Origin of the sequence: Actinokineospora sp. NBRC 105648, assembly GCF_030269645.1 — a bacterium.
Taxonomy (GTDB): domain Bacteria; phylum Actinomycetota; class Actinomycetes; order Mycobacteriales; family Pseudonocardiaceae; genus Actinokineospora.
Genome location: NZ_BSTR01000017.1, coordinates 53,758 through 74,363, shown reverse-complemented (window position 1 = coordinate 74,363; position 20,606 = coordinate 53,758). Strand labels below are relative to the sequence as shown.

Annotated in this window: 20 protein-coding genes and 1 tRNA gene; 5 read left to right on the top strand and 16 right to left on the bottom strand. The window is 71.9% G+C overall.

Annotated elements, in window-relative coordinates:
• Window positions 1-102 precede the first annotated feature (102 nt).
• From QSK30_RS17140 to QSK30_RS17095, 10 genes are all read right to left on the bottom strand, one after another.
• Window positions 103-852 (bottom strand): MerR family transcriptional regulator, encoded by a 750-nt coding sequence (locus tag QSK30_RS17140; RefSeq protein ID WP_285503934.1) that lies wholly within the window; start codon window positions 850-852, stop codon window positions 103-105.
• 60 nt (window positions 853-912) lie between these two features.
• Window positions 913-1,305 carry an ankyrin repeat domain-containing protein gene (locus QSK30_RS17135; protein WP_285503932.1) on the bottom strand — a complete coding sequence of 131 codons (393 nt, stop codon included), beginning with the start codon at window positions 1,303-1,305 and terminating at the stop codon, window positions 913-915.
• A gap of 485 nt (window positions 1,306-1,790) precedes the next feature.
• Window positions 1,791-1,864, bottom strand: a tRNA-Leu gene (locus QSK30_RS17130).
• Between the two features lie 90 nt (window positions 1,865-1,954).
• Window positions 1,955-3,280 (bottom strand): NAD(P)/FAD-dependent oxidoreductase, encoded by a 1,326-nt coding sequence (locus tag QSK30_RS17125; RefSeq protein ID WP_285503931.1) that lies wholly within the window; start codon window positions 3,278-3,280, stop codon window positions 1,955-1,957.
• A 104-nt stretch (window positions 3,281-3,384) separates the two neighbouring features.
• Complete coding sequence (locus QSK30_RS17120) at window positions 3,385-3,894, bottom strand: hypothetical protein (protein ID WP_285503930.1); 510 nt, start codon at window positions 3,892-3,894, stop codon at window positions 3,385-3,387.
• On the bottom strand, window positions 3,891-5,228 hold the full coding sequence (locus tag QSK30_RS17115; protein ID WP_285503928.1) for a DUF58 domain-containing protein: 1,338 nt from the start codon (window positions 5,226-5,228) through the stop codon (window positions 3,891-3,893). Before QSK30_RS17115 ends, QSK30_RS17120 begins: the two co-directional genes overlap by 4 nt.
• Window positions 5,225-6,172 (bottom strand): AAA family ATPase, encoded by a 948-nt coding sequence (locus tag QSK30_RS17110; protein ID WP_285503926.1) that lies wholly within the window; start codon window positions 6,170-6,172, stop codon window positions 5,225-5,227. Before QSK30_RS17110 ends, QSK30_RS17115 begins: the two co-directional genes overlap by 4 nt.
• Entirely contained in the window at window positions 6,169-6,630 is a 462-nt protein-coding gene (locus QSK30_RS17105) for a hypothetical protein (protein WP_285503925.1), read from the bottom strand. The genes QSK30_RS17110 and QSK30_RS17105 overlap by 4 nt, the downstream gene beginning before the upstream one ends.
• 43 nt (window positions 6,631-6,673) lie before the next feature.
• Window positions 6,674-7,351 (bottom strand): DUF4129 domain-containing protein, encoded by a 678-nt coding sequence (locus tag QSK30_RS17100; protein WP_285503924.1) that lies wholly within the window; start codon window positions 7,349-7,351, stop codon window positions 6,674-6,676.
• 811 nt (window positions 7,352-8,162) lie between these two features.
• The gene (locus tag QSK30_RS17095) at window positions 8,163-8,348 is read right to left on the bottom strand and encodes a DUF397 domain-containing protein (RefSeq protein WP_285503922.1); all 186 of its coding nucleotides are present in this window, start codon (window positions 8,346-8,348) and stop codon (window positions 8,163-8,165) included.
• A 385-nt stretch (window positions 8,349-8,733) separates the two neighbouring features.
• On the opposite strand from QSK30_RS17095, the gene QSK30_RS17090 reads away from it, so the two are divergent.
• A complete protein-coding gene (locus QSK30_RS17090) occupies window positions 8,734-9,579 on the top strand; it encodes a helix-turn-helix domain-containing protein (protein ID WP_285503920.1) in 846 nt (281 codons plus the stop codon).
• Window positions 9,580-9,603: 24 nt separating this feature from the next.
• Here the strand turns inward: QSK30_RS17090 and QSK30_RS17085 are convergent, their stop codons facing one another.
• Together QSK30_RS17085 and QSK30_RS17080 are read right to left on the bottom strand one after the other, a co-directional pair.
• Entirely contained in the window at window positions 9,604-9,807 is a 204-nt protein-coding gene (locus tag QSK30_RS17085; RefSeq protein WP_285503918.1) for a hypothetical protein, read from the bottom strand.
• A 227-nt stretch (window positions 9,808-10,034) separates the two neighbouring features.
• On the bottom strand, window positions 10,035-11,642 hold the full coding sequence (locus tag QSK30_RS17080; RefSeq protein WP_285503917.1) for a S8 family peptidase: 1,608 nt from the start codon (window positions 11,640-11,642) through the stop codon (window positions 10,035-10,037).
• Between the two features lie 177 nt (window positions 11,643-11,819).
• On the opposite strand from QSK30_RS17080, the gene QSK30_RS17075 reads away from it, so the two are divergent.
• Entirely contained in the window at window positions 11,820-14,504 is a 2,685-nt protein-coding gene (locus QSK30_RS17075) for an AAA family ATPase (RefSeq protein WP_285503916.1), read from the top strand.
• Window positions 14,505-14,701: 197 nt separating this feature from the next.
• Here QSK30_RS17075 and QSK30_RS17070 read toward each other — a convergent pair whose 3' ends face one another.
• The 3 genes from QSK30_RS17070 to QSK30_RS17060 all read right to left on the bottom strand — a co-directional run bounded on the left by QSK30_RS17070 (window position 14,702) and on the right by QSK30_RS17060 (window position 17,840).
• Complete coding sequence (locus tag QSK30_RS17070; protein WP_285503915.1) at window positions 14,702-14,917, bottom strand: hypothetical protein; 216 nt, start codon at window positions 14,915-14,917, stop codon at window positions 14,702-14,704.
• Window positions 14,918-15,083: 166 nt separating this feature from the next.
• Window positions 15,084-16,259 (bottom strand): helix-turn-helix domain-containing protein, encoded by a 1,176-nt coding sequence (locus tag QSK30_RS17065; protein WP_285503913.1) that lies wholly within the window; start codon window positions 16,257-16,259, stop codon window positions 15,084-15,086.
• A gap of 108 nt (window positions 16,260-16,367) precedes the next feature.
• Entirely contained in the window at window positions 16,368-17,840 is a 1,473-nt protein-coding gene (locus tag QSK30_RS17060; protein WP_285503912.1) for a S10 family peptidase, read from the bottom strand.
• Between the two features lie 26 nt (window positions 17,841-17,866).
• On the opposite strand from QSK30_RS17060, the gene QSK30_RS17055 reads away from it, so the two are divergent.
• Window positions 17,867-18,574, top strand: a complete 708-nt coding sequence (locus QSK30_RS17055) for a uracil-DNA glycosylase (protein ID WP_285503910.1) — start codon at window positions 17,867-17,869, stop codon at window positions 18,572-18,574.
• 176 nt (window positions 18,575-18,750) lie between these two features.
• On the opposite strand, the gene QSK30_RS17050 is transcribed toward QSK30_RS17055, so the two are convergent.
• Window positions 18,751-18,966, bottom strand: coding sequence for a hypothetical protein (locus tag QSK30_RS17050; protein ID WP_285503909.1), 216 nt, complete (start codon window positions 18,964-18,966; stop codon window positions 18,751-18,753).
• A 171-nt stretch (window positions 18,967-19,137) separates the two neighbouring features.
• Here QSK30_RS17050 and QSK30_RS17045 point away from each other — a divergent pair, with 171 nt between their 5' ends.
• On the top strand, window positions 19,138-19,572 hold the full coding sequence (locus QSK30_RS17045; protein WP_285503906.1) for a helix-turn-helix domain-containing protein: 435 nt from the start codon (window positions 19,138-19,140) through the stop codon (window positions 19,570-19,572).
• 109 nt (window positions 19,573-19,681) lie between these two features.
• Window positions 19,682-20,110, top strand: coding sequence for a hypothetical protein (locus QSK30_RS17040; protein ID WP_285503904.1), 429 nt, complete (start codon window positions 19,682-19,684; stop codon window positions 20,108-20,110).
• The last annotated feature ends 496 nt before the right edge of the window (window positions 20,111-20,606 follow it).

Here is a 20,606-nt window from a genome sequence, read left to right as displayed (position 1 = left end):
GCGGCACCGGCCCGGGGCGGGCGCCGCGGGCCGCGGGTGACATCGGTGTTACGTGACAATGGCGAACGTTACAACCGTCATTGTCAATGTGCAAGGGTCCGCTCAGTCCACCGCGCGCCTGGCCCGCTCGGCCAGCGCGATGAGCCGGTCGCCCATGATCTCCGGGATCACCCGGCGCGCGGACCGGTCGACCGCGGCGCTGAGCGCGGACATCACCAACGGGTGCAGGCGGGAGATGACGTCGGCGTAGTGCGGCAGCTCCTCGCCGCTGGGCAGCCAGTCCGCGCCCTTCGGGTCGAGCACGTACTGGCGCACCAGGCCGATCAGCAGGCCGGTGATCCGGTCGGTCTCGGTCTGCAGCTCCGCGGCCAGGGTCAGCGCCTCGGCCAGCGGGACGTCCAGCCGGACCAGCTCGTAGCCCGCCTCCAGCAGCTTCGGGCTCGGCGCGACGAACTGGGCGCCGCGCCGTTCGAGGACACCGAGCTGCACCGCCTTGCGCAGGTTGGCCGGGGTGAGCTGGGTGCCGAACATCCGGACCAGCTCGCCCATCGGGATCACCGCGGGCTGCTCGTGCGACCAGGCGGCCCCCGCGGCCGCCTCCAGGCCGAGCACGTCGGCGAGGCTGTGCCCGGCCTGCCAGGCGTCGAGCATCTCCTTGATCTGGGCGAAGGCGTAACCGCGGTCGAGCATGTTGAGGATCAGGCGCAGCCGGGACAGGTGTGCGTCGCCGTAGAACGCGGTGCGACCGCGCCGCGCGGGCGGGGGGAGCAGCTCGCGGTCCTGGTAGACCCGGACGTTGCGCACCGAGGTGCCCGCCGCCCTGGCCAGGTCGTCGATCCGGTATTCGGCCACCCGGCCGAGCTTAGAGGGTCCGTTCGCGCTCCACTGTGGACACACTCGCCACCGGAGACCCTATTCGCGGGTTTGTTCGAAAAGCGCCAACAGCTCGTCGCGGCCGAACATCCGCGCCGTGTCCACCGCGGACGGCTGTCCCGCCGCCGGGTCCGCACCGGCCGCCAGCAGGACTCGCACGATGTCGTCGGAGGTCTTGAACACCGCGCCCGCCAGCGGGCTCTGCGCCTTGTCGTTCAGCCGGTTCGGGTCGGCACCGCGCTCCAGCAACACCTCGAGCGCGGCCAGGTGCCCGTGGTAGGCCGCCAGCATCACCAGCGTGTCGCCGGACTGGTTGGCCAGGTTCACCGCCACCCCCGCCGCCAGCGCGGCCACCAACTCCGCCGTGTCGCCCGCGCGCACGGCCTCGAAGGCGCGCGCGGCCAATTCGAGGTATTCCCCGTCGCTCGTCACGGCCCCGAGGTTGCCACACCGGGCCCGCGGTGAACCCGGGTGGTCGCATCCCCGCCGGCGAGGTCCCTGACCACCACCCCGAGGGCGCTGACGCGATCCAGTTCGGTTCGGACAAGTGGGCGTTCGCCGGCGAACTGGCATTTCCGCGACAGCAGTGTCCACTTGCCGCACCGCGGACACCGGGCACCGCCAAGACCCGCGAGCGGGCAGGCGAACAGCATTTCAATCGTCCCTGAACTCGCCCGCCAATTGCCTTATGGGACAGGAAGAAACCAACCAGGCGCACAGATCGCGGACCCCCGGTGACACCGATGACACTGGGTGACGAGTCGGAAGCGGACGGACGCCGGCGCGCGGAGTTCGGCCCGGATCGGGCGCGACTGTCCGGATCCAACCGTCGCGGAACGTGTGCGGCCGGTGTCGCGGAAACGGCCCCGCACCGGGTTTTCCCTGGTGCGGGGCCGTTCCTGTGTGGTCTTGCGCTGTGCCCCCGACCGGATTCGAACCGGCACTCGACCCCTTTTAAGGGGGCTGCCTCTGCCTGTTGGGCTACGGGGGCAGCCGCAGCCTAAGGCGCGATTACAGGGCTCGGGACAGGTTCGCGAGAACTCCGGCCGGAAGGCCCAACCCGAGTTGGGCCGTTTGCCGGTCAGCCTTTGGAAACCCTGGCGAACTCCGCCTTCGGGTCATTGATCTGACCCATCGAGATGACCTCGCGCCGGAAGAGTCCGCCGGTTAACCAGTCCAGCGTGATGCGGACCTTGCGGTTGAAGGTGGGCATCGCCTTCACGTGGTAGGCGCGGTGCATCGCCCAGGCGATGAACCCCTTCGCCTTGACGTTGAAGACATCGCCGACACCCTGGTGCAGGCCGAGGCTGGCGACCGAGCCGATGTTCTTGTGGAAGTAGTCCTTCGGCTCGCCGCCGCGCAGCGCGGTGACGACGTTCTTGGCCAGCAGGCGGGCCTGCCGGACGGCGTTCTGGGCGTTGGGCGCGCAGATCGCCGTCGGGTCCTCGTCCGTGCGGGACAGGTCGGGCACGGCGGCGCAGTCGCCCGCGGTCCAGGCGTCGGTGAGGCCCTCGACGCGCATCGCGGCGGTGGCGCGCAGCCTGCCCTGCTTGGTCAGCGGCAGGTCCGAGGCGGCCAGGACCGGGTTGGACTTGACGCCCGCGGTCCAGACGATGGTGTCGCTGTCGAACTCGGTGCCGTCGGAGAGCACCACGTGGCCGTTCTCGAACGACTTGGCCAGCGTGGACAGGTACACCTCGATGCCGCGCTTCTCCAGCTGCATCACCGTGTAGACGCCCAGGCTCTCGCGCACCTCGGGCAGCACCCGGCCCGCCGCCTCGACCATGACGAAGCGCAGGTCCTCGGGGGCGACGTTCTTGTAGTACTGGGTGGCGAAACGGGCCATGTCCTCCAGCTCGCCCAGCGCCTCGATGCCCGCGAAGCCGCCGCCGACGAAGGTGAAGGTCAGCAGCCGCTTGCGCGTCTCGGGGTCGAGCGTGCTGTCCGCCTCGTCGAGCTTGGACATCACGTGGTTGCGCAGGTAGATCGCCTCGCCGATGGTCTTGAACGAGATGCCGTTCTCGACCAGGCCGGGGATCGGCAGCAGCCGGGCGACCGAACCGAGGGCGACGACGAGCACGTCGTAGCCCAGCTCCTCGGTGTGCCCGTCCGGCGCCTCGATCGTGACGACCTTGCGGGCGTGCTCGATCGAGGTGGTCCGCGCGGTGATCACGTGGCAGCGCTTGAGCGTGCGGCGCAGCGGCACGACCACGTGCCGCGGCTCGATCGCGCCCGCCGCCGCCTCGGGCAGGAAGGGCTGGTAGGTCATGTGCGGCTGGGGGTCGACGACCGTCACCGACGCCTCGCCGGAGCGCAGCTTCCGCTGCAGGCCGAGCGCGGTGTACAGCCCGACATATCCGCCACCGAGGATGAGGATCCGGGTGGGCTCCGACTTTCCGTGCGCCATGCCTCAATGGTGGCACTGGTTTCCCGCCCCCGCGAGGCGCCCCCGCACTGGTGTGACCGGGGTCGCTGGCACGTTTGCGCTGGTGTGACGCCCGTCGCGGGGTTTCAGCGGGATCGGTCAAGAACGATCACCACGGCGGCCAGCCCGGCGATCGACAGCAACGCGATCAATTCCACCGGTTCGGGTGTACGACCGGCCGGAATGACCATGGCCAACACCGCCAGCGCGGCCACGACCAGTTGGACGACGGCCACCCGGCGGGCCGCGGGCCACAGCGCGCGCGGATCTAGGCGAGCGCCTTTCGGCAAGAGGGCGCCAATAGCGCAATTAATGTGCAATAGGTGCACGAGAGGCACCAGGACCAGCACGGCCGGGCGCAACGGGTCCGGCCCGCTGACGGTGATCAGCAGGGCCGCGAGCGCGATCAACAGCAACGGCGCCGGTGACGCGGGGAGGAACACGCAGGCGACCGACAGCAGGACCGCGGCGCCCAGCACGACGACGCTCGCCCGGTTGAGCGCGAGGTCGGCCACGATCCCCGCGCACACCACGGCCACGACGGCGCGCAGCAGTCCGGCGGAGACGCCCCTGCCGACGTCGAGGCCGTCGGTCACCGCCTGCCCCGCACCCGGCGCAGGACGGCGGCCACACCGTCCACGCCGGTGACCACGAGCACGCCGTTCGACCGCAGTGCCGCCGTGCGAGCGCGGTGCTCGGCGGTGATGACCTGGGCTACCACCGCACCCCATTCCGCCTCCGGGTCGGGGACGAGCGGCGTGGGCAGCATGTCCACGGCCACCACGGCGTGCCCGCGGCGAGCCGTGCGGATGGTGGTGTCGGCGACGGCGTCGTCGAGGAACGGCGAGAGCAGCACGACGACCGCCCCCGCGGGGACCTGTCGGGGCAGCAAGACCGGCTGCGGGGCCCACCCCGCCGAACGGCTGCACGCGACGAGCTGGTGGCGCACCCGAGCCAGCTGGCGGTGGCCGACGCCCGCGCCGATGCCCAGCTGCGGGCGTCCCAGGTCGACGAGACCGACCCGGTCGCCCTGCCTCAGGTAGGCGGCGGCGAGGGAGGCGGTAGCGCGGACTGTCGCGTCGAGACTTCCCCGCGTGCGGACCGCGCGGGCGGTCGCGGTCGACCAATCGGACAGGTTCGCGCTGACGTCCACGCGTGAGTCGATGACGAGCAAGAGGTCTGCGTCAGCCTCAGCGTGACGCTCCCGGACGTGCAGCGTGCCGGGGGCTAAGAGCTCACCGGCAGCGGCACCCGCTCTGAGCGAGACCCGCCAGTCGACACGGCGAACGCGGTCCCCTGGCTGGAAAGGGCGGATTGCGCGCAGTTCGGTCCCATCGCCTGGCCGCGGCGAGCGGTGGGCGCCGACAAGGCCCGCGGCGCGAGGGGGCAGTGGACCGGGTCTTAGCGGCTCCACCGGCGGTAGGACTGTGCGGCGTGCCTCGTGACCGACGACGGGTCCGGAGATCACCAACGCGTCGCGACCTGCGGCGAGGTGGTCCGGGCGCAGATCGAGGCCCTCACCCCAGGCGTTCCAGCGCAGGCTCGCGCGCAACTCGCGGGCGGCGCCGGGCACGAGGTGGACCGGACCGATGCCCTGCGCCCCGGGCACCGGCAGCCGGACGGCCATGAACTCCACACCCGGGCCCGCCTCGACCCGGACGGCGAGCCTGCCGCGGTCGCCCGCCTCGACCGTGCTGGGCAGCCGTTCGGCCCGCACGACCGGGACGGCGCCGACCGGGGCGGCCAACGCGAGGACGGTGCCGAGCAGCAGCGGAGCGCCGAGCAGCACGAGATCGACCCGGTGCAGCACGACTCCGGCCCCGACCAGACCGAGGCCGCCGACGGCGCCGCGGAAGAGGGCGTCGGTGCCGCGCCAGCCCGCCGCACCCGCGGCGCGGCGCGCGGTGGCCCAGGCCAGGACCCGGTTCACCGCTGCCTGCCCGCCGCCGGACCGGGGACGCTGCGCAGCAGCTCGGTGACGACCTCGGTGGCGACCACGCCGGAGCTCCAGGTCTCCGCCCGCAGCGTCAGGCGGTGGGCCAGGGCGGGGACGGCGCACTCCTTGACGTCCTCGGGGAGCACGTAGTCGCGGCCGTCGATCGCGGCGAGGGCGCGGGCGACCAGCAGCAGCGCCTGCGAGCCGCGCGGCGACGCGCCGACCTCGACGCTGGGGTGCGCCCGGGTGGCCCTGGCGAGGTCGACGCAGTAGCGGATGACGTCCTCGTCGACCTTGATCCGCTCGATGTCGTCCTGCAGCGCGGTCAGCGTGGCGGCGTCGATGACCGCCCGCGGCGCGTGGTCCTCGGACTGCCGGGCCAGCCTGCGGCGGAGCACCTCGACCTCCTCCTCGGCGGGCGGGTAGCCGATGTCGAGGCGGAGCAGGAACCGGTCGAGCTGCGCCTCGGGCAGCGGGTAGGTGCCCTCGTACTCGATCGGGTTCGCGGTGGCCAGCACGTGGAACGGCCGGGCCAGCGGGAAGGTGCGGCCCTCGACGGTGACCTGCCGCTCCTGCATGGCCTCCAGCAGCGCGGACTGGGTCTTGGGCGGGGTGCGGTTGATCTCGTCGGCCAGCAGCAGCCCGGTGAACACCGGCCCGGGGCGGAAGGCGAACGCGCGCTCGACCGGGTCGAACAGGAAGGAGCCGGTGACGTCGGCGGGCTGCAGGTCGGGGGTGCACTGCAGGCGCGCGAAGTCCAGGCCGATGGCGGTGGCGAGGGTGCGCGCGAGCAGGGTCTTGCCCAGGCCGGGGACGTCCTCGAGCAGGACGTGCCCGCCCGCCAGGATGGCGGCCAGCGCCAGCCGGACCGACCGCTCGCGGCCGACCACGTGCTTGGCGACGGCCTCGACAATGTCGTCCACAGTGGACTTCGTCACGATTCCTCCAGTCGGGCCAGCAGTTCGACGACCCGTCGCGCGGGTGGCAGGACCGCCGTGGGCGAGGTGACCAGGTGGTGCAGCTCCGCGCCGAGCACGGCCACCGCGCGCGGATCGTCCACAGTGGATATCCGATGGGCGTGCAGGTGCGCCTCGGCGAGCTTGCGGAGCCTCGGCTGGATCCGCGTGCGGAAGCGGTAAGGATCTTGATGCGCCTCGGCCAGGCGGGTGGCCAGGTTGGCGGCCTGCGGCATCGTCGCCGAACCGTGCTCGTCGGGGACCGCGCTCCAGACAGGTTCGAGCGGGCCTGCCGCGCGGGCGCCGACCGCGGCGATCGCGGCGGCGGGGACGGCTAGGGCGATGGCCCAGAAGAGCGGGATGTCGCCGGGCCAGACCCCGACGGCCACGACGGTGGTGCCCGCCAAGAGCGCGATGGCGGCGGTCTTGAGGGCGTTCACGGGCGGCTCCGGCACGCCTGCGGGTCGGCCCGGGGGCGGCGGGTCACCGGGGTGTGCCCGTGGTGAGGGAGTTCTCGATCCGGGTCAGGGCGTCGGTGGCGGCCGCCGTGTCGGCTTCGGTGACGGTGTCGGCGAAGCGGGCTCGGTGGTAGCACGTGCGCAGGATCTTGAGCGCGGTGGCGTCGGGGGTGTGGGCGGACAGCACCGCCTCGGTGAACTCCGTGGGCGTCTGGTGGGCCGCGCGGGGGGTGCCGAGGGTGGCGGCGGCTCGTTCGAGGGTGAGCCAGGCGGTGATGATGGCGTCGGCGTCGGTGCCGTCGCGCCTGCTCAGCTCCAGGCGGGCGGCCTGGGCGGCGGTGGCGAGAGCGTGCGCCACGGCGCCGGTAGTGGCCTCCGGGGTGTCGGCACGCTCGAACTCGGGCCGGGCCAGCCGGACGCGGCGCCTGCGCACGCCCGCGAGGGTGGCCAGCAGACCCGCCAGACCGATCAGCAGCATGGCGGCGATCAGCACCAGCAGCACGCCGGTGCTGATCCCGTTGATCAGGTCGAGCAGCGGGTTGCCCTCGGTGGCCTCGGTCGCGCGCGGCGGTGGCGGGGGCGGTGGGTCCGGCCGTGCGGCCAGGCCCGGACCCGCGGGGATCGCCGACTCGCCGCGGGCCGCGACGACCGCGAGCACCAGGAACGCGGCCACCACCAGCAACGACGGCAGGCGCGACCTCATGCAGGGCAGCATGCCGCACCGGCGGCCCGGAAGCGATCAGGAATCCGGCGGAGCACGTCGCCGCCTCGAGTAGCGCCTGCCTGCGGCGCTCCCCCCTGGGGTGCTGCCGATCAGCTCGGGTCCGCGACGCGACGGGCGGGGTGGGGGCCGGCCCACCGCCGAGCGCCACACACCGAACCCACCGATGCTCGGCGGCGGTGACCGCGCGGCGCGAACAGGGAACCGCCGCGGACGGCATCGTCGACATCGCCGACGATCCGGTGGACATCGCCGGTTCGCGAGCCACCAGCCGGGCCGGGAGAGAACCGACCGGTACCCCGCTCCGCCCGAGCTGTGGCACCGCCGCGCGCCAAGCGAACCCACCACCGACGACCAGTTCGGACCCGGTGTCCGCACTCGCACCGGGCAGGCAATCGGGTCGGGGGAACCGACTGGCATTCCCACACTTCACACGGACTGGACACCCACGGACTGGACACCACTGTGCGCCACTGTGCGCCAGGTGAAACGACTACCGGGTACCGGTGCGCACTGGTGCTCGCGCCTAGACCGGGTACCCAATCGGAACGGAAGAGAACCGACCGGTATCCGAACACTCAAGCCGCGTGCGCTCACTGCCGCACCAGCCGAAACCGGTTGTCGACCGGCGGGCGTGGACCGCGGTGTCCAAGCCGCCGGGCGGTCGAGCGGGGTGGCGAACGAACCGAGCGGTATGCCGATCAGGTCGCCGTCGGCGGGTTCGGGCAGGTCGGGCGGTGGCCGGGGCGCCGCGGTGCGATCGCGGGCGGGCCACCGGGGTGCCCGCGGCTGATCAGGCCTGCCTCTCGGCACGGGCGTAGGCGATCAGTCGCGCGACTGATCGGGGTGAGATGTCCAATTTCTGTCCAGGATTCTTGGAGTCCCGAACTGAATTGCCGCCGGACCACCTGGCGAGTTCCACACAAGCGTGCGAGTCGCTGTAGGAACTTTTTCGCCAGACCGGACACGCCGCCGTCATCAATGCTCCCTCGTCGGGTCTCGCTCCCCGGGTGGGAGCGAATACCCGGCGATTATTACGTCATTGGCGGGCCGGAGAGAATCCGCTGCCCGGGTAAGTCAGGTCGGGTGCTCGCGCACCTGCACGACCACATTTGCCACTTGCCACCTTTTCCCACGCTGCGTAATCGGGGTAGTTGGGACGAGCGGCCCTCCAACCGGTGACAAACGTGAGGACTGTCCACATCAGCCAAACCCTGCGCATACTGCCGTCGAGCGTGCTACCTTGCCAAACGCTGGGGGCAAGCCGTCCGGGGCAGAGTGCCACGTGGCAGATCGCCAGGTGGCCCCGCGCACGGACGGATGACACCCAGTAGCAGAGTCGATCAGGCAGAGCGGAGTTGACGATGACCCGGCGACGCGACCCGCGGTTCTCCAAGCGGCAGCTCGGCAGGCTGCTGCGCACGTTCCGCGAGCAGGCGGGCATGACCCAGCCCGAGGTGGCCGCGACCATGGACTGGTCGGTCTCGAAGCTGATCCGGATCGAGAAGGCCGCGGTCGGCATCTCCACCAACGACCTCAAGGCGCTGCTCGCCGAGTACGGCACCACCGACCCCGAGGTCGTGGCCGACCTGGTGGACGTGGCCAGGGAGAGCCGGGAGCAGCCCTGGTACGCCCGCTACGACGCGGTCACCACCGAGCCCTTCCGCAGGCTGCTCGCCTACGAGGGCTCGGCCGCGGCCATCCACCAGTTCCACCCGCTGCTGGTCCCCGGGCACCTGCAGACCCCCGACTACGCCCGCGCCGTGCTGGCCACGGTGTACTCCGGCGACGAGCTCGACCTCGCGCTGGAGGCGCGGATCAGCAGGCAGGCGCAGCTGGAGGGGCCGGACCGGCCGCGGCTGGTGGCCCTGGTCGACGAGTCCGCCGTCCGGCGCGCGGTCGGCGGGCCGGACGTGCTGCGCGAGCAGCTGCGCTACCTGCTCGACCGCACCCTCGACGACCTGGTCACCCTGCGCGTGGTGCCGCTGGCCAAGGGGGCGCACCCCGGGCTGGCGGGCGCCTTCCTGCTGATCGAGCTGGACGAGGAGATCGCCGACACCGTCCTGTTCGAGGAGAATGTCGGCCAGGATTACCTCGCCAATGGAGACAGCGACAAGGTGACCGCGGCCTGGGAGCGCTTCCTGGCGATCGAGCAGGTGGCGCTCACCGAGCAGCAGACGCGGACGCTGCTGGAATCCCTGGTGGCGTGACCGTTGCCATTTCCCGTTCAGCGGTCAATGGTCCGGTGAATGGACGGAAATGGACGGCGGCGGGCTGTCCGAAATCCGCCTGCGGAGCCGCACGTCCACCTTCGGCCACGGTGTCACCGACAGGCTGAGGCTGACCTCCTCGACCGGCTTGCCCAGCAGCCAGCGCAGCAGCAGGAACAGCGACCCCCACGACGACATGACGACGAGCAGCACGACAAGAGCTGTCACGGTTGAGTCCTCGACCCGCCTGGATACCGGTTCCCCCCGGAGCGCGGCGGTAGCGCTGTGGTGCCAACACTACCGGTTCCTGTCAAGGGTGTGCAGCGGGAAGGCCGTCGAGGCAACGGTTCCGCGCGATCACAGTGGTGAGACGGCAGTTCGGCGGTGTGGCGCCCACGAGCCACACCGCCGAACCGGGTCGGTCAGCCGACGGTCACACCGTCGGCGCCTGGGCCTCAGACGGTGAGCGTCCAGGAGTTGATGTAGCCGGTGTCGTTGGCCGCCTTGTCCTGCACCCGCAGCTTCCAGGTGCCGTTGGCGACCTCGGTCGAGGCGTTGACGGTGTAGGTCGCGGTGATGTTGTCCGCGCTGTCGTTGGCGCTGAACGGCTTGAGGTTGTAGACCGAGCCGTCCGGGGCCACCAGGTCGACGACCAGGTCACCGCGGAAGGTGTGCTTGATGTCGACGGCGACCTTGGCGCCGCCCGAGGCGTTGCCCGAGCAGCCGGACACGACCGCGGAGCTGGTGACCGCCGCGCCGTTGTCCGGGATGTTGACGTCCGCGCCGTTGGTGACGGCCGGGCAGGTGGTCGGCGGGGTCGTGCCGCCCGAACGCGCGTAGAGGACCTTGTTCGGCGACCCGGCCTTGGCGTCGCCGACGGTGATCGTGCTGGCCTGGGCCACCAGGGCGTCGCGGACCTGCTTCGGGGTCGCCGAGGGGTTCGCGGACAGGTACAGCGCGGCGGCACCGGCCACGTGCGGGGCGGCCATCGAGGTGCCGCTCATGGTGCGGTTGCCGGTGTCGTTCTGGTAGTTGACCGAGACGATGTTGTCGCCCGGCGCCCAGATGTCCAGGCAGGACCCGTAGTTCGAGTCCGACCGGCGGGTGTCGGTCTTGGTGATGTTGCCGACCGTGATCGCCTCGGCGATCTTGGCCGGCGAGCTCTGGCAGGCGTCGGAGTTGAAGTTGTTGGCCGAGAGCACCCAGGTGACCCCGCCCGCGATGGAGTTCTTGATCGCGGTCTCCAGCGCGGGCGCCGAGCTGCCGAACTGCAGGCTCATGTTGGCGACCGCGGGCTTGGCGGCGTTCTTGGTGATCCAGTTGACGCCCGCCACGGCGTCGTCGTCGGCGACGGAGTCGTTGCAGGTCAGGATGCGCACCGAGACGATGTTGACGGCCTTGGCCACCCCGTAGCCGCTGCCGCCGATGGTGCCCGCGACGTGGCTGCCGTGGCCGAGGCAGTCACTGGCGTTGGTGTCGTCGTCGACGAAGTCGTAGCCGCTCTTGGCCCGGCCGCCGAAGTCCTGGTGGGTCATCCGGATGCCGCTGTCGATCACGTAGGCGGTCACGTTGGACGCGGTCGTGTCGTAGGTGTAGCTGCTGTCCAGCGGCAGGTTGCGCTGGTCGACCCGGTCGAGCCCCCAGGACGGCGGGTTGGGCTGGGTGCCCGAGCCGTGGCCGATCTGCACCGGCTGGACGTAGCTGACCGACGGGTCGGCGGCCAGCTCGCGCGCCTTGCTCTCGCTCATCCGCACCGAGAAGCCGCGCAGGGCGCTGTCGTAGACCCGGCGGACCTGGCCGCTGTAGCGGCCCGCGAGGGTCTGCGCCTGGCTGCTGACCTGGGCCTGGGCCGCGCCCGCGGTGTCGGCGAGCACGACGATGTAGCGGTCCGGGACCGTGTTCTGGGTGGCGGCGCTGAGGAACTTCGCGGACGCCGCGGGGGCGGCGGGGGCCGTCGGGGCGGCGTTGGCCATCGGGACCCAGGCGAGGGCGCCGGTCGCCGCCAGCGCGCCCAGCACCAGGGTCGTTCGGTAACGCTTGTGCATGGTCAGTCCTCTGATCATGGTCAGTCCTCTGCGGGCCGCGGGACACGGCCCGGTCGCAGGGAGAGGGGATGCCCGGCCGGAGCGCCTAGAACAGTCGCCCGGCGACCCCGGGCTGGACAACGGGCTGCGAAATACCTGCGTATACGTAAACAACGGGCACTACCGCGGGTGGTTCGGCGCGGATAGGTTGCCGATATGGCGCCGACCGGGACCTCCCGCGCACCGCTGCCCGCCGAGCTGGCGGAGCTGGTGCGGCAGCCCGGTGCGGTGGTGCTCGTGCGGGGTGAGCCGGGGATCGGCAAGACCCGGCTGGTGCGCGAGGTCGTGCGGCAGCTGGGCGGGCACGGGGTACTGGTCTCCGGGTGCGTGCGGGTGCGCGCGCCGTTCCCGTACGGGCCGGTGGTGGAAGTGCTGCGCGGCTTGAAGATCGACGCCGCCGGGTTGTCGCCGGTGGCCGGGGTGTTGCGGTCGCTACTGCCGGAGTTGGCTCCCGTTCTCCCGCCCGCGCCACCGGAGGACGCCTCGACCCACCAGGTTTTCCGCGCGGTGCGCGAGCTGTTGACCGGTCGCGGCGTGCTGGTCGTGGAGGACCTGCACTGGGCGGACGAGGGGACCGTGGAGCTGCTGCGGTACCTGGCGGGCGATCCCCCACCGGGCCTGTCGTTCCTGGTGACCTCGCGCCGGTCGGTGCCGGACCTGCGGAGCGCGGCCGACCGGCCGCGGGCCGTGGTGCGGCTGGGGCCGCTCGACCGCGGCGCGCTGCACCTGCTCGCCGCTGGAGTGCTCGGTACCGCGGACATCCCGGCCGACTTCGTCGCCGACCTGCACCGGCGTACCGGCGGGATCCCGCTGGTGGCCGAGGAAGTCCTGCGCGCGGGACCGGACGGGGACCTGCCCCCGTCGCTGCGCGAGGCGATGGCCGAGCGGCTGGCGTGCGCGGGGCCGGAGGTGACCGCCGTGGTGCGGGCGGCCGCGGTGCTCGACGAGCCAGCGCCGGAGGCGGACCTGGCCGCGGTCGCGGACCTGCCACCGTGGCGCGCGGGTGCGGCGATCGAGGCGGCACTGGCCGCCGCCCTGCTGACTGAAGTCTCATGTGGACGGTACGAGTCTCGGCATCCCGTTGCCCGACAAGCGGTCTACCTGGCGATACCGGGACCCCCGCGGCGCCGGATGCACGCCCGCGCGGCGCTGACCGAGCGGTCGGCCGCACGGTTGGCGCAGCACCACCGGAAGGCGGGCGCGCTCGCCGAGTGGGTGCGGTGCACCCAAGCCGCGCTCGGGGAGGCCGACAGCGCCACCGCCGTGCGGTTGCTCGACGACGCCTTGGCCGACCCGGAGCTGCCCTCCGCCACGCGTGGCGTGTTCGCCGTGCGGTTGAGCCGGGAAGCGCTCTCGGGCGTCGCGCACCAGGACACGCTCGACCGGCTGCGCGCGGTGCTGCGCGACGAGTCGCTGCCCCGGTCCGCGCGCGGCGAGGTCCGGCTGAACCTGGGGCGCCTGCTCATCAACCAGGCGGGTCAGCTCGACGCGGGCCAGACCGAGATCGAGATCGCGCTGTCGGACCTGCGCGGCAAGCCGGCGCTGGCGGCCCGCGGGATGGCGGCCCTGGCGCTGCCGCTGTTCGGGACGAAGCCGGTCGAGGTGCAGCTGCGCTGGCTGCGCGCGGCCGAGGAGACGGTGACCGGGACCGCGGACGCCGAGGTGATCGCGGCGGTCCAGGCGAACCGGATGTCCGCGCTGATGGCGACCGGCGACCCGGGCGTGTGGGCCGAGGTGGCGGCGCTGCCGCGGCCGATGGGCCCGGTGAAGGTGCGCAGGCAGCTGGCGCGGGCGTACCTGAACCTGGCGGACTCGGCCACCTGGATCGGGCACTACGACACCGCGCGCGGCTACCTCGAGCAGGGCAGGCGGCTCACCGGGGACGGCTCGTTCCTGCCGATGCTCGGCGACGGCACCGCGCTGCGGCTGGGTGTGGCGACCGGCGAGTGGGCGTCGCTGGAGCCCGACGGCGAGCGGCTGATCGACCAGGCGGGCGAGATGACCTTCCTCGCGGGCGACGCCTGGCTCGCCCTGGGCTGGCTGGCGCTGTGGCGCGGCGACCGCGCGGCCGCCGTGCTCCGCTTCGACGCGGCCCTGGCCGCGGCCCAGGACAACGTGCCGCTGATGACCTCGGCCCGCACCGGGCGCGCGGCGACGCACCTGGCCGCGGGCGACACCGCGGCGGCGTGCGCGACCGCCGACCGGGCCGCGGCCCAGGTGCGGCACAAGGGGAACTGGGTGTGGGCCGCCGAACTGGTCCCGGTCGCGGTGCGCGCGCTGACCAGGGGGAACCGCCTGCCGGACGCGGTCCGGCTGCTGGCCGAGTACGAGGCGGGCATCGCCAGCCGGGACGCCCCGCTGGCGGTCGCCGCGGTGGACACCTGCCGCGGCGTGCTGGCCGAGGCGGGCGGCGGGCACGACGCGGCGCGGGCGCACTTCGCCCACGCGGCGCAGCGCTACGCGGCCCTGCCGCACCCGCACTGGTCCGCCCAGGCCGACGAGTGCGCCGCCCGCTGCGCGGCCGCCGCGGGAGCGACCGCGATGGCGGCCTCGCACTGGTCCTCGGCGATGGCGACCTACTCGGGCCTGGGCGCCGACCGGGACGCGGCCCGGTGCCACCAGGCGTTGCGCCCGTACGGGCAGCGCAGGCGCGGTCGCAAGGGCTACGGGACGCGACTGTCGCCGCGGGAGCGCGAGGTGGCGTCGCTGGCGGGGTCGGGGCTGACGAACCGCGAGATCGCGGACCGCCTGTTCCTCTCACCGCGGACGGTGGAGCAGCACGTGGCCACCGCCCTGCGAAAACTGGGCGTCCACTCCCGAACCGCGCTCTCGGAGCAGTGACCGCCCATCCCCGTGATTGGTCCGAACATTTCCCGATGTGGTCCAGACAATCAGTCCGCGCGCCGCACCGACCACACTCGACCATTCCGAACAGACGCGCGGACGAGCCGCACCGGGCCGGGAACCGGTTCGGCGGACATGACAGTGGACCCCGCCGAGGACGTCGACGAGGCCCACTGTTCTGCGGTGGTGGAGGGTTATTCCATCGTCAGCACGAACTGCGGTCGGTTGAGGCGCACCTGCCGTGCTGTTTCCTCCAGGGCGTCGGCCAGGGCATCGGCCTGCTCGGGCGAGGCCCAGCCGATGATCAGACCGGAGGCGTAGTCGCGCAGTCGCTTGGGCAAGAACTCGAACTTGGCGGCTAGCAGGACGAGCGCCCGTGCTGTGTCGACCTGCTCCGGGGTCGCCGTCACGTCGGCTCACCCGCACTAGCTCCCGCGGACCCGATCTCCCCGACCACGCCCATCACCTCCTCCACCGCGTTTCACGCTAAGCGCGGTCGGACAAGGGAATTTGCCACCGAGGCAACTGTCGCCCGTTTGGATCAGGACAACGGTGCTTACCAACATACCCGCGCGATCACGACATGAGCCCCGACCGATAAGCGAGTCCGCGCAGTTCCCGGCCGATGGCGTCGTCGCGCGCCCTGGCCAGCAACTCCGCCAGCACGGAATGCATGAATGGGTGCCGGTGCACCCGCGCCGGGGAAATACGCTCCGCTTGGCGCAGCATGAGAACGGCCTGGTCACGGCGGTTCGGCAAGCGGGCCAGCGCCCGGCCGTACTCGCGCCAGTAGGCCGAACGGCGGGTCGGCGAGGGCAGGGCCGCCGGGTCGACGGACTGGGCTATCCGGGCCGCCTCGGCGTGCTCGCCCGCCTCCAGCGCCACCGTCATCCGCCACACGCCCACGTTCGACGGGCCGAAGCCGAACCACAGCGCGTTGCCCTCGCCCGCGTGCGCGGCCAGGTCGGCCGCGTGGTCGAGCGCGGCCGCCCGCTCCACCCGGTCGCCCCGGGCCGCGGCGACCAGCGAGCGGGTGAGCGTCAGCATCCCGGACAGCTGCTGCTCGGTGTTGCCCACCGTGCCCGGGTCGGTCTCGGCCAGCACCCGCCCGGCCAGCTCGAACCCGCCCGCGCCGATCAGCCCGAACGCGGTGCCGAACCCGCTCACCGCTAGGGAAACCGGCTCCTCCAGGCGCTGCGCGGCGGCCGAGGCCAGCGTCGCGGCCTGCCAGGCGAGGTCCTGGCTGGCGCCGATATCGCCGAGCCAGGCCTGGGTGCCCTGCACGTGCGTGATCACCAGCAGCCGCAGCAGCGCGCGCTCGTCGCGGCCGTGCGCCAGCGAGGTGTGCAGGTCCGCGATCAGGGCCGGTAACTGCGCGCCGACGGTGGCGTAGTCGCAGTCGCGCTGCCGGTCGAGCAGGTCGTCGGCGCGGGTGGTCAGCTCCTCGACCGGGCACACCCGGCCGCGCGGGGCGTTCATCGCCGCGGCGAACAGCGCCAGCCGGACCGCGCCGAGGGCCCGGTCGTCGTCGGCCTCGCCGGGGGCGATCAGCGCCGCGTTGGTGATCTCGGTCGGCGCCACCTCGAGCGCCCGCGCCAGCGCGACGATCAGCGACCGCCGGTCCAGGGCGCGGTGCCCGGACTCCAACCTGCTCAGGTACGAGGGCGAGATCCCGGCCAGGCCCGCCACGACCGCCAGCGACTTGCCGCGGGCGTTGCGGATCTGGCGCAGTCTTCGTCCGATGTCGCTCACGCTTGGACCCCTTCGCCGAAGGGAGGCTCAGCTGAGACAGGCCCCCGGCCGGATCCGGTCGGGGGCCTGCGCTCAAGCGTACGGCGTCGAGGTCGTGCGGGGCACCGCTCAGCGGTTGGTGCTCTTGTTCACAAATGCCGCGATGTCCTTCGACTGCTGCACCCGCGAGGGCTCGTGCAGGTACATCATGTGCCCGGCGCCGTAGTAGGAAACCTCGATGTTGTCGCGCAGGACTGCTGGGATGTTCAACCGCGCCAAGGAGTGCTCGGTCGCGAAGTACGGCGTCGCGCCGTCGGTGTACCCGGATGCGACATGCACCCGCAGGTGCGGGTTGGCCCGCATCGCCGCCGCCAGCTTGTCGGTGACGGTGACGTGGGCGTTCTCGAACTCCTTCCACGACCAGTTGCGGTTGACGTCGAGGCTGAGCACCTCGTAGGGCAAGTCGTTGGGGTAGGCCAGTTCCGTGTGCAGGTAGTGGTTGATCCCCGCGGTGTAGGCCCCCATGATGGCAGCCGAGGCCGGGTCCTCGCTCATGTGTTCGCGCCCGTAGTCGGCCTCCCAACCGGTGAACCTGCCATCCAACCTGCCCACGGTTTGCTTGCGGTGGCGCAACAGCTCGGTGAAGAAGCGAATGTGCTCGATCCGCAGGTTGACCCGGTCGACGTAGTCCTCGGACAGCCCGGTGAGCCGCGCGGTGGTCGCCACCGCGGCCTGGTAGTCCTCAGTAGACAGACGAGAGCCCTGGCTGAGCGCGTGCGGGTAGTCGGTGGCGGCGAAGGCCTCTGCCACGGTCAAGACCTCTTGGAGGTCGCGATCGCCGTGCAGACCGTGGTAGTGGGCGATGGCGGCGTAGCTCGGGAGGAACAGCGCGTAGGGCAGGTCGTTGCCCTCCGTGAAGTCCAATGTGGCGAAGTCCAACACGGAAGAGATGAGGATTAGACCATTGAGGTAGAGCCCGTGCCTGCTCTGCAGGTGCTGGGCCAGGCCCGCGGCGCGGGTGGTGCCGTAGGACTCGCCCGCGAGGAACTTCGGCGACACCCAGCGGCCGTTGCGCGAGGTCCACAGCCGGATCAGCTCGCCGACGGACTCCAGGTCGGCCTTGAACCCGTGGAAGTCGGCGGCCCGCTCCCCCTTGGCCGCGCGCGAGTACCCGGTGGACACGGGATCGATGAAGACGAGGTCGCTGTGCGCCAGCAGCGTCTCGGTGTTGTCGACCAACCCGTAGGGCGGCGGCACCGGCGCGCCCGCGTCCGGGGCGACCACCCGGCGCGGGCCGAGCACCCCCAGGTGCAGCCACACGCTGGCCGACCCCGGCCCGCCGTTGAACGCGAAGGTCACCGGCCGCTGCGCGGGGTCGGCGCCGTCGAGGGTGTAGGCGGTCACGAACATCTCCGCCTTGGGCAGCAGCCCGTCGAACTTGCCGTCGGTGCTCACCTCCCGGCGCAGCACGACCCGGCCGGTGGTGGCCGTGTAGTTGAGCTTGCGCCTGCGCACGGTGATCGAGTGCGCGGTGGTCACCAGGTCGTCGGTCGGCTCGGGCGCGGGCGTGGTCGCCTCGTCGGGCTCGTCGGTGGATGCCATGTGCCGACCCTACGTCCTGTGCTGTGATGGCGACTGTGAACGCTCTCGACGACCTGGACCAGCGGGTGACCGGCTGCCGGGCCTGCCCCCGCCTGGTCGCCTGGCGCGAGGAGGTGGCCCTGGTGCGGCGGGCCGCGTTCCGCGACCAGGAGTACTGGGGGCGCCCCGTGCCGGGCTTCGGACCACCGGACGCGGCGCTGGCCCTGGTCGGCCTGGCCCCGGCGGCGCACGGGGCGAACCGGACCGGCCGGATGTTCACCGGCGACCGGTCGGGGGACGTGCTCTACGCGGCCCTGCACGCGGTCGGCCTGGCATCGCAGCCGACAGCGGTGTCGATCGACGACGGGTTGGCGCTGCGCGGCGTCCGGATCACGGCGCCGGTGAAATGCGCACCGCCCGCGAACAAGCCGTCGGTCGAGGAAAGGGACAATTGCCGTCCGTGGTTGGTCGAGGAATTGGCGCTGTTGCGGCCGACGCTGCGATCGGTGGTGGTGCTGGGCGCGTTCGGGTGGCAGGCGCTGGTGCCGATCCTGTCCTCATTCTGGGCGGTGCCGGTCCCGCGACCGCGATTCGGCCACGGGGTGCGGTACGACCTGGCGGCATTGGACGGCGGACCGGGGTTGTCGGTTTTCGGCTGCTACCACGTGAGTCAGCAGAACACCTTCACCGGGCGGTTGACGCCCGCGATGGTGGAAGAGGTGCTGACGGCGGCGAAGGTAGCAGCGGGCCTGTGAACCGAGGGCTGTCCGGGCCGCGGCGAGGCACCCTCGACGGGCGGTGATCCCCGACGCGGCCCACAGCGAAAGTCCGCAGCACGACACACTGTCCTAATCAGACAGACGCGGTACCGCACAGGAAAGCTCCCAGCCCCAGCGGCGAATCAGTCCACTGTGTACCGAACCGCGCGGCCTCAGCGGTGGTCCTCCCGGCCGTCGAGGAGGTCGGCGATCTCGTCCTCGGTGATGACGCCGTCCGCGGCGGCGGCTTCGACGCGCTCGCGGAGCGCGGCGTCGTCAGCCCGCCGCTTGCGCAGTTGGCGCACCAGGACGCAGACCCCCGCCACGAGTCCGGTGGCGGCCGTGAGGAGACCGGTGACCGCGGTGACCAGCCCGACTACATCGTGCACAGGGACCCCCTGCCGTTCCGGGCGCCGCGCGCCCCCCGACTACTGAAGCGAACATTAGCGGTCATGGGCGATCATGGCCAACCCAGGTGACCTGGGATCTGTCACGAGTTGCGGCTCGCGGCGATCACAGGGGAACATGTGGCATCATGTTCGACCAGGTAGGGAGCAGGCATGTCGAACGATGATCCGTCCGCCCGGGCGGAACTGGCGGAGTGGATGGACAGCCGCCGGGTGGATCTTGACCTCTCCTGGCAGGAGGTCGCCGAGCGCGCCGGGATGTCCGCGGTGAACCTGCGCCGGGTGCGCCGCGGCACGATCTCGCTGCCGCGCCGCACCAAGCGCAGGCTCGAGCGCGCCCTGCTGGTCGCCGAGGGCGGCGTCGACGAGGTGCTCGCGGGCGGGCAAGCGGCCAAGCTCGACACCGCCGAGCCCGCGCCGCGGCCCGCGGCCCTGCCTGGGAGCACGCACCAGGACGTGGAAGCGGCCGTCCGCGAGCACTTCCGCGTGCTGCGGCGGTCGCTGCCGCGAGCGGAGTTCTTCCGGGTGGTGGCCGAGGAGCTCGCGCTGATGCACGCCGAACATGACGAACCCGGCGAAACTGGCTAGTCTTCCTGTCCAAGATCACCAGCCCGACGACGTGTGCGGCAACCCCTACGCCTGACCAGTCCTCCCGCCGCCCGCGCGGGCTCGGATACTGCGGACCTCGGAGGACCACGTGCCTCGACAGCGATTCTCCTACCTGAGCCAACAACTGGTGTTCACCGCGCCGCTCGCGGCGATGACGATCACGCTGCTGGCGCTGGCGCTGGCGGTGGACGCGAGCGACAAGCCGGGGCTGTTCGCGGCGGGAGCCGCCGTGGCGGCGGTGCTGACCGGGCTGTGCGCGATGCTGATCAGCACCAGGCAGGACCTGCGCGAGGCCAACGCGGAGCTGCAGCACTGCCGGGTCGAGCAGTACCGGATGCGGGACAAGCAGAACCAGCAGATCGAGGCGATGCGGGAGGAGTTGGACGTCCACTTGGCGCTGACCAGGTTCCGCGAGGTCGCGGGCACCGGCTCGGGCGCGGGCGTGGTCGTCCCCTTCGCCCGCGTGACCGGACCCCAGCCGGTGGCCGACGAGTCCACTGAGAGCCGCAACAACTGACCGCGCGTCAGTCCCCGACAGCGCACCAGTCCTTAGCGCACCAGTCTCGACAGCGACTAGGTCCCACGAACGGCGAAGGCCCCCTCGGCAGTGCCGAGGGGGCCTTCGCTAGTGGATCCATACCGGCATCGTGGCGGCGGTCGAGAACTGACTGCTCACCTGACAGGCTCGCATTCCCGAGCTCCCGACCCGAATTCGACGCCAACGTCCAAGGCGCAGCAGACGACTGGAACGGCGCGATCCTGAGATCCGAGGGCAACGGCCCATTCAGCGTGGGCCAGTAGCGGACCCCGTCCACCCCGAGGATCCCAACCCCGCACAAACGAGATGTCCTTCCCGCTGCGCGGGAAAGATCTGTCGGGACAGCTCGAGGCAAGGCAGGCAGTTAGGCGGCTCGCTGACGAGCATGCCGCGAGCAGAAGCCCGCGGTGTCCTTGAGAACCCAGAGAACACCGTCGTCGTCGCTGTCCGCGAGCCCGGCGCACACCTGGCACAG

Coding starts and splice junctions, on each gene's coding strand:
- QSK30_RS17045 (WP_285503906.1), top strand. CDS start 19,138: ATGTCGAACGATGATCCGTCCGCCCGGGCGGAACTGGCGGAGTGGATG.
- QSK30_RS17100 (WP_285503924.1), bottom strand. CDS start 7,351: ATGAGGTCGCGCCTGCCGTCGTTGCTGGTGGTGGCCGCGTTCCTGGTG.
- QSK30_RS17075 (WP_285503916.1), top strand. CDS start 11,820: ATGGCGCCGACCGGGACCTCCCGCGCACCGCTGCCCGCCGAGCTGGCG.
- QSK30_RS17055 (WP_285503910.1), top strand. CDS start 17,867: ATGGCGACTGTGAACGCTCTCGACGACCTGGACCAGCGGGTGACCGGC.
- QSK30_RS17125 (WP_285503931.1), bottom strand. CDS start 3,280: ATGGCGCACGGAAAGTCGGAGCCCACCCGGATCCTCATCCTCGGTGGC.
- QSK30_RS17080 (WP_285503917.1), bottom strand. CDS start 11,642: ATGATCAGAGGACTGACCATGCACAAGCGTTACCGAACGACCCTGGTG.
- QSK30_RS17060 (WP_285503912.1), bottom strand. CDS start 17,840: ATGGCATCCACCGACGAGCCCGACGAGGCGACCACGCCCGCGCCCGAG.
- QSK30_RS17095 (WP_285503922.1), bottom strand. CDS start 8,348: ATGACGGCGGCGTGTCCGGTCTGGCGAAAAAGTTCCTACAGCGACTCG.
- QSK30_RS17090 (WP_285503920.1), top strand. CDS start 8,734: ATGACCCGGCGACGCGACCCGCGGTTCTCCAAGCGGCAGCTCGGCAGG.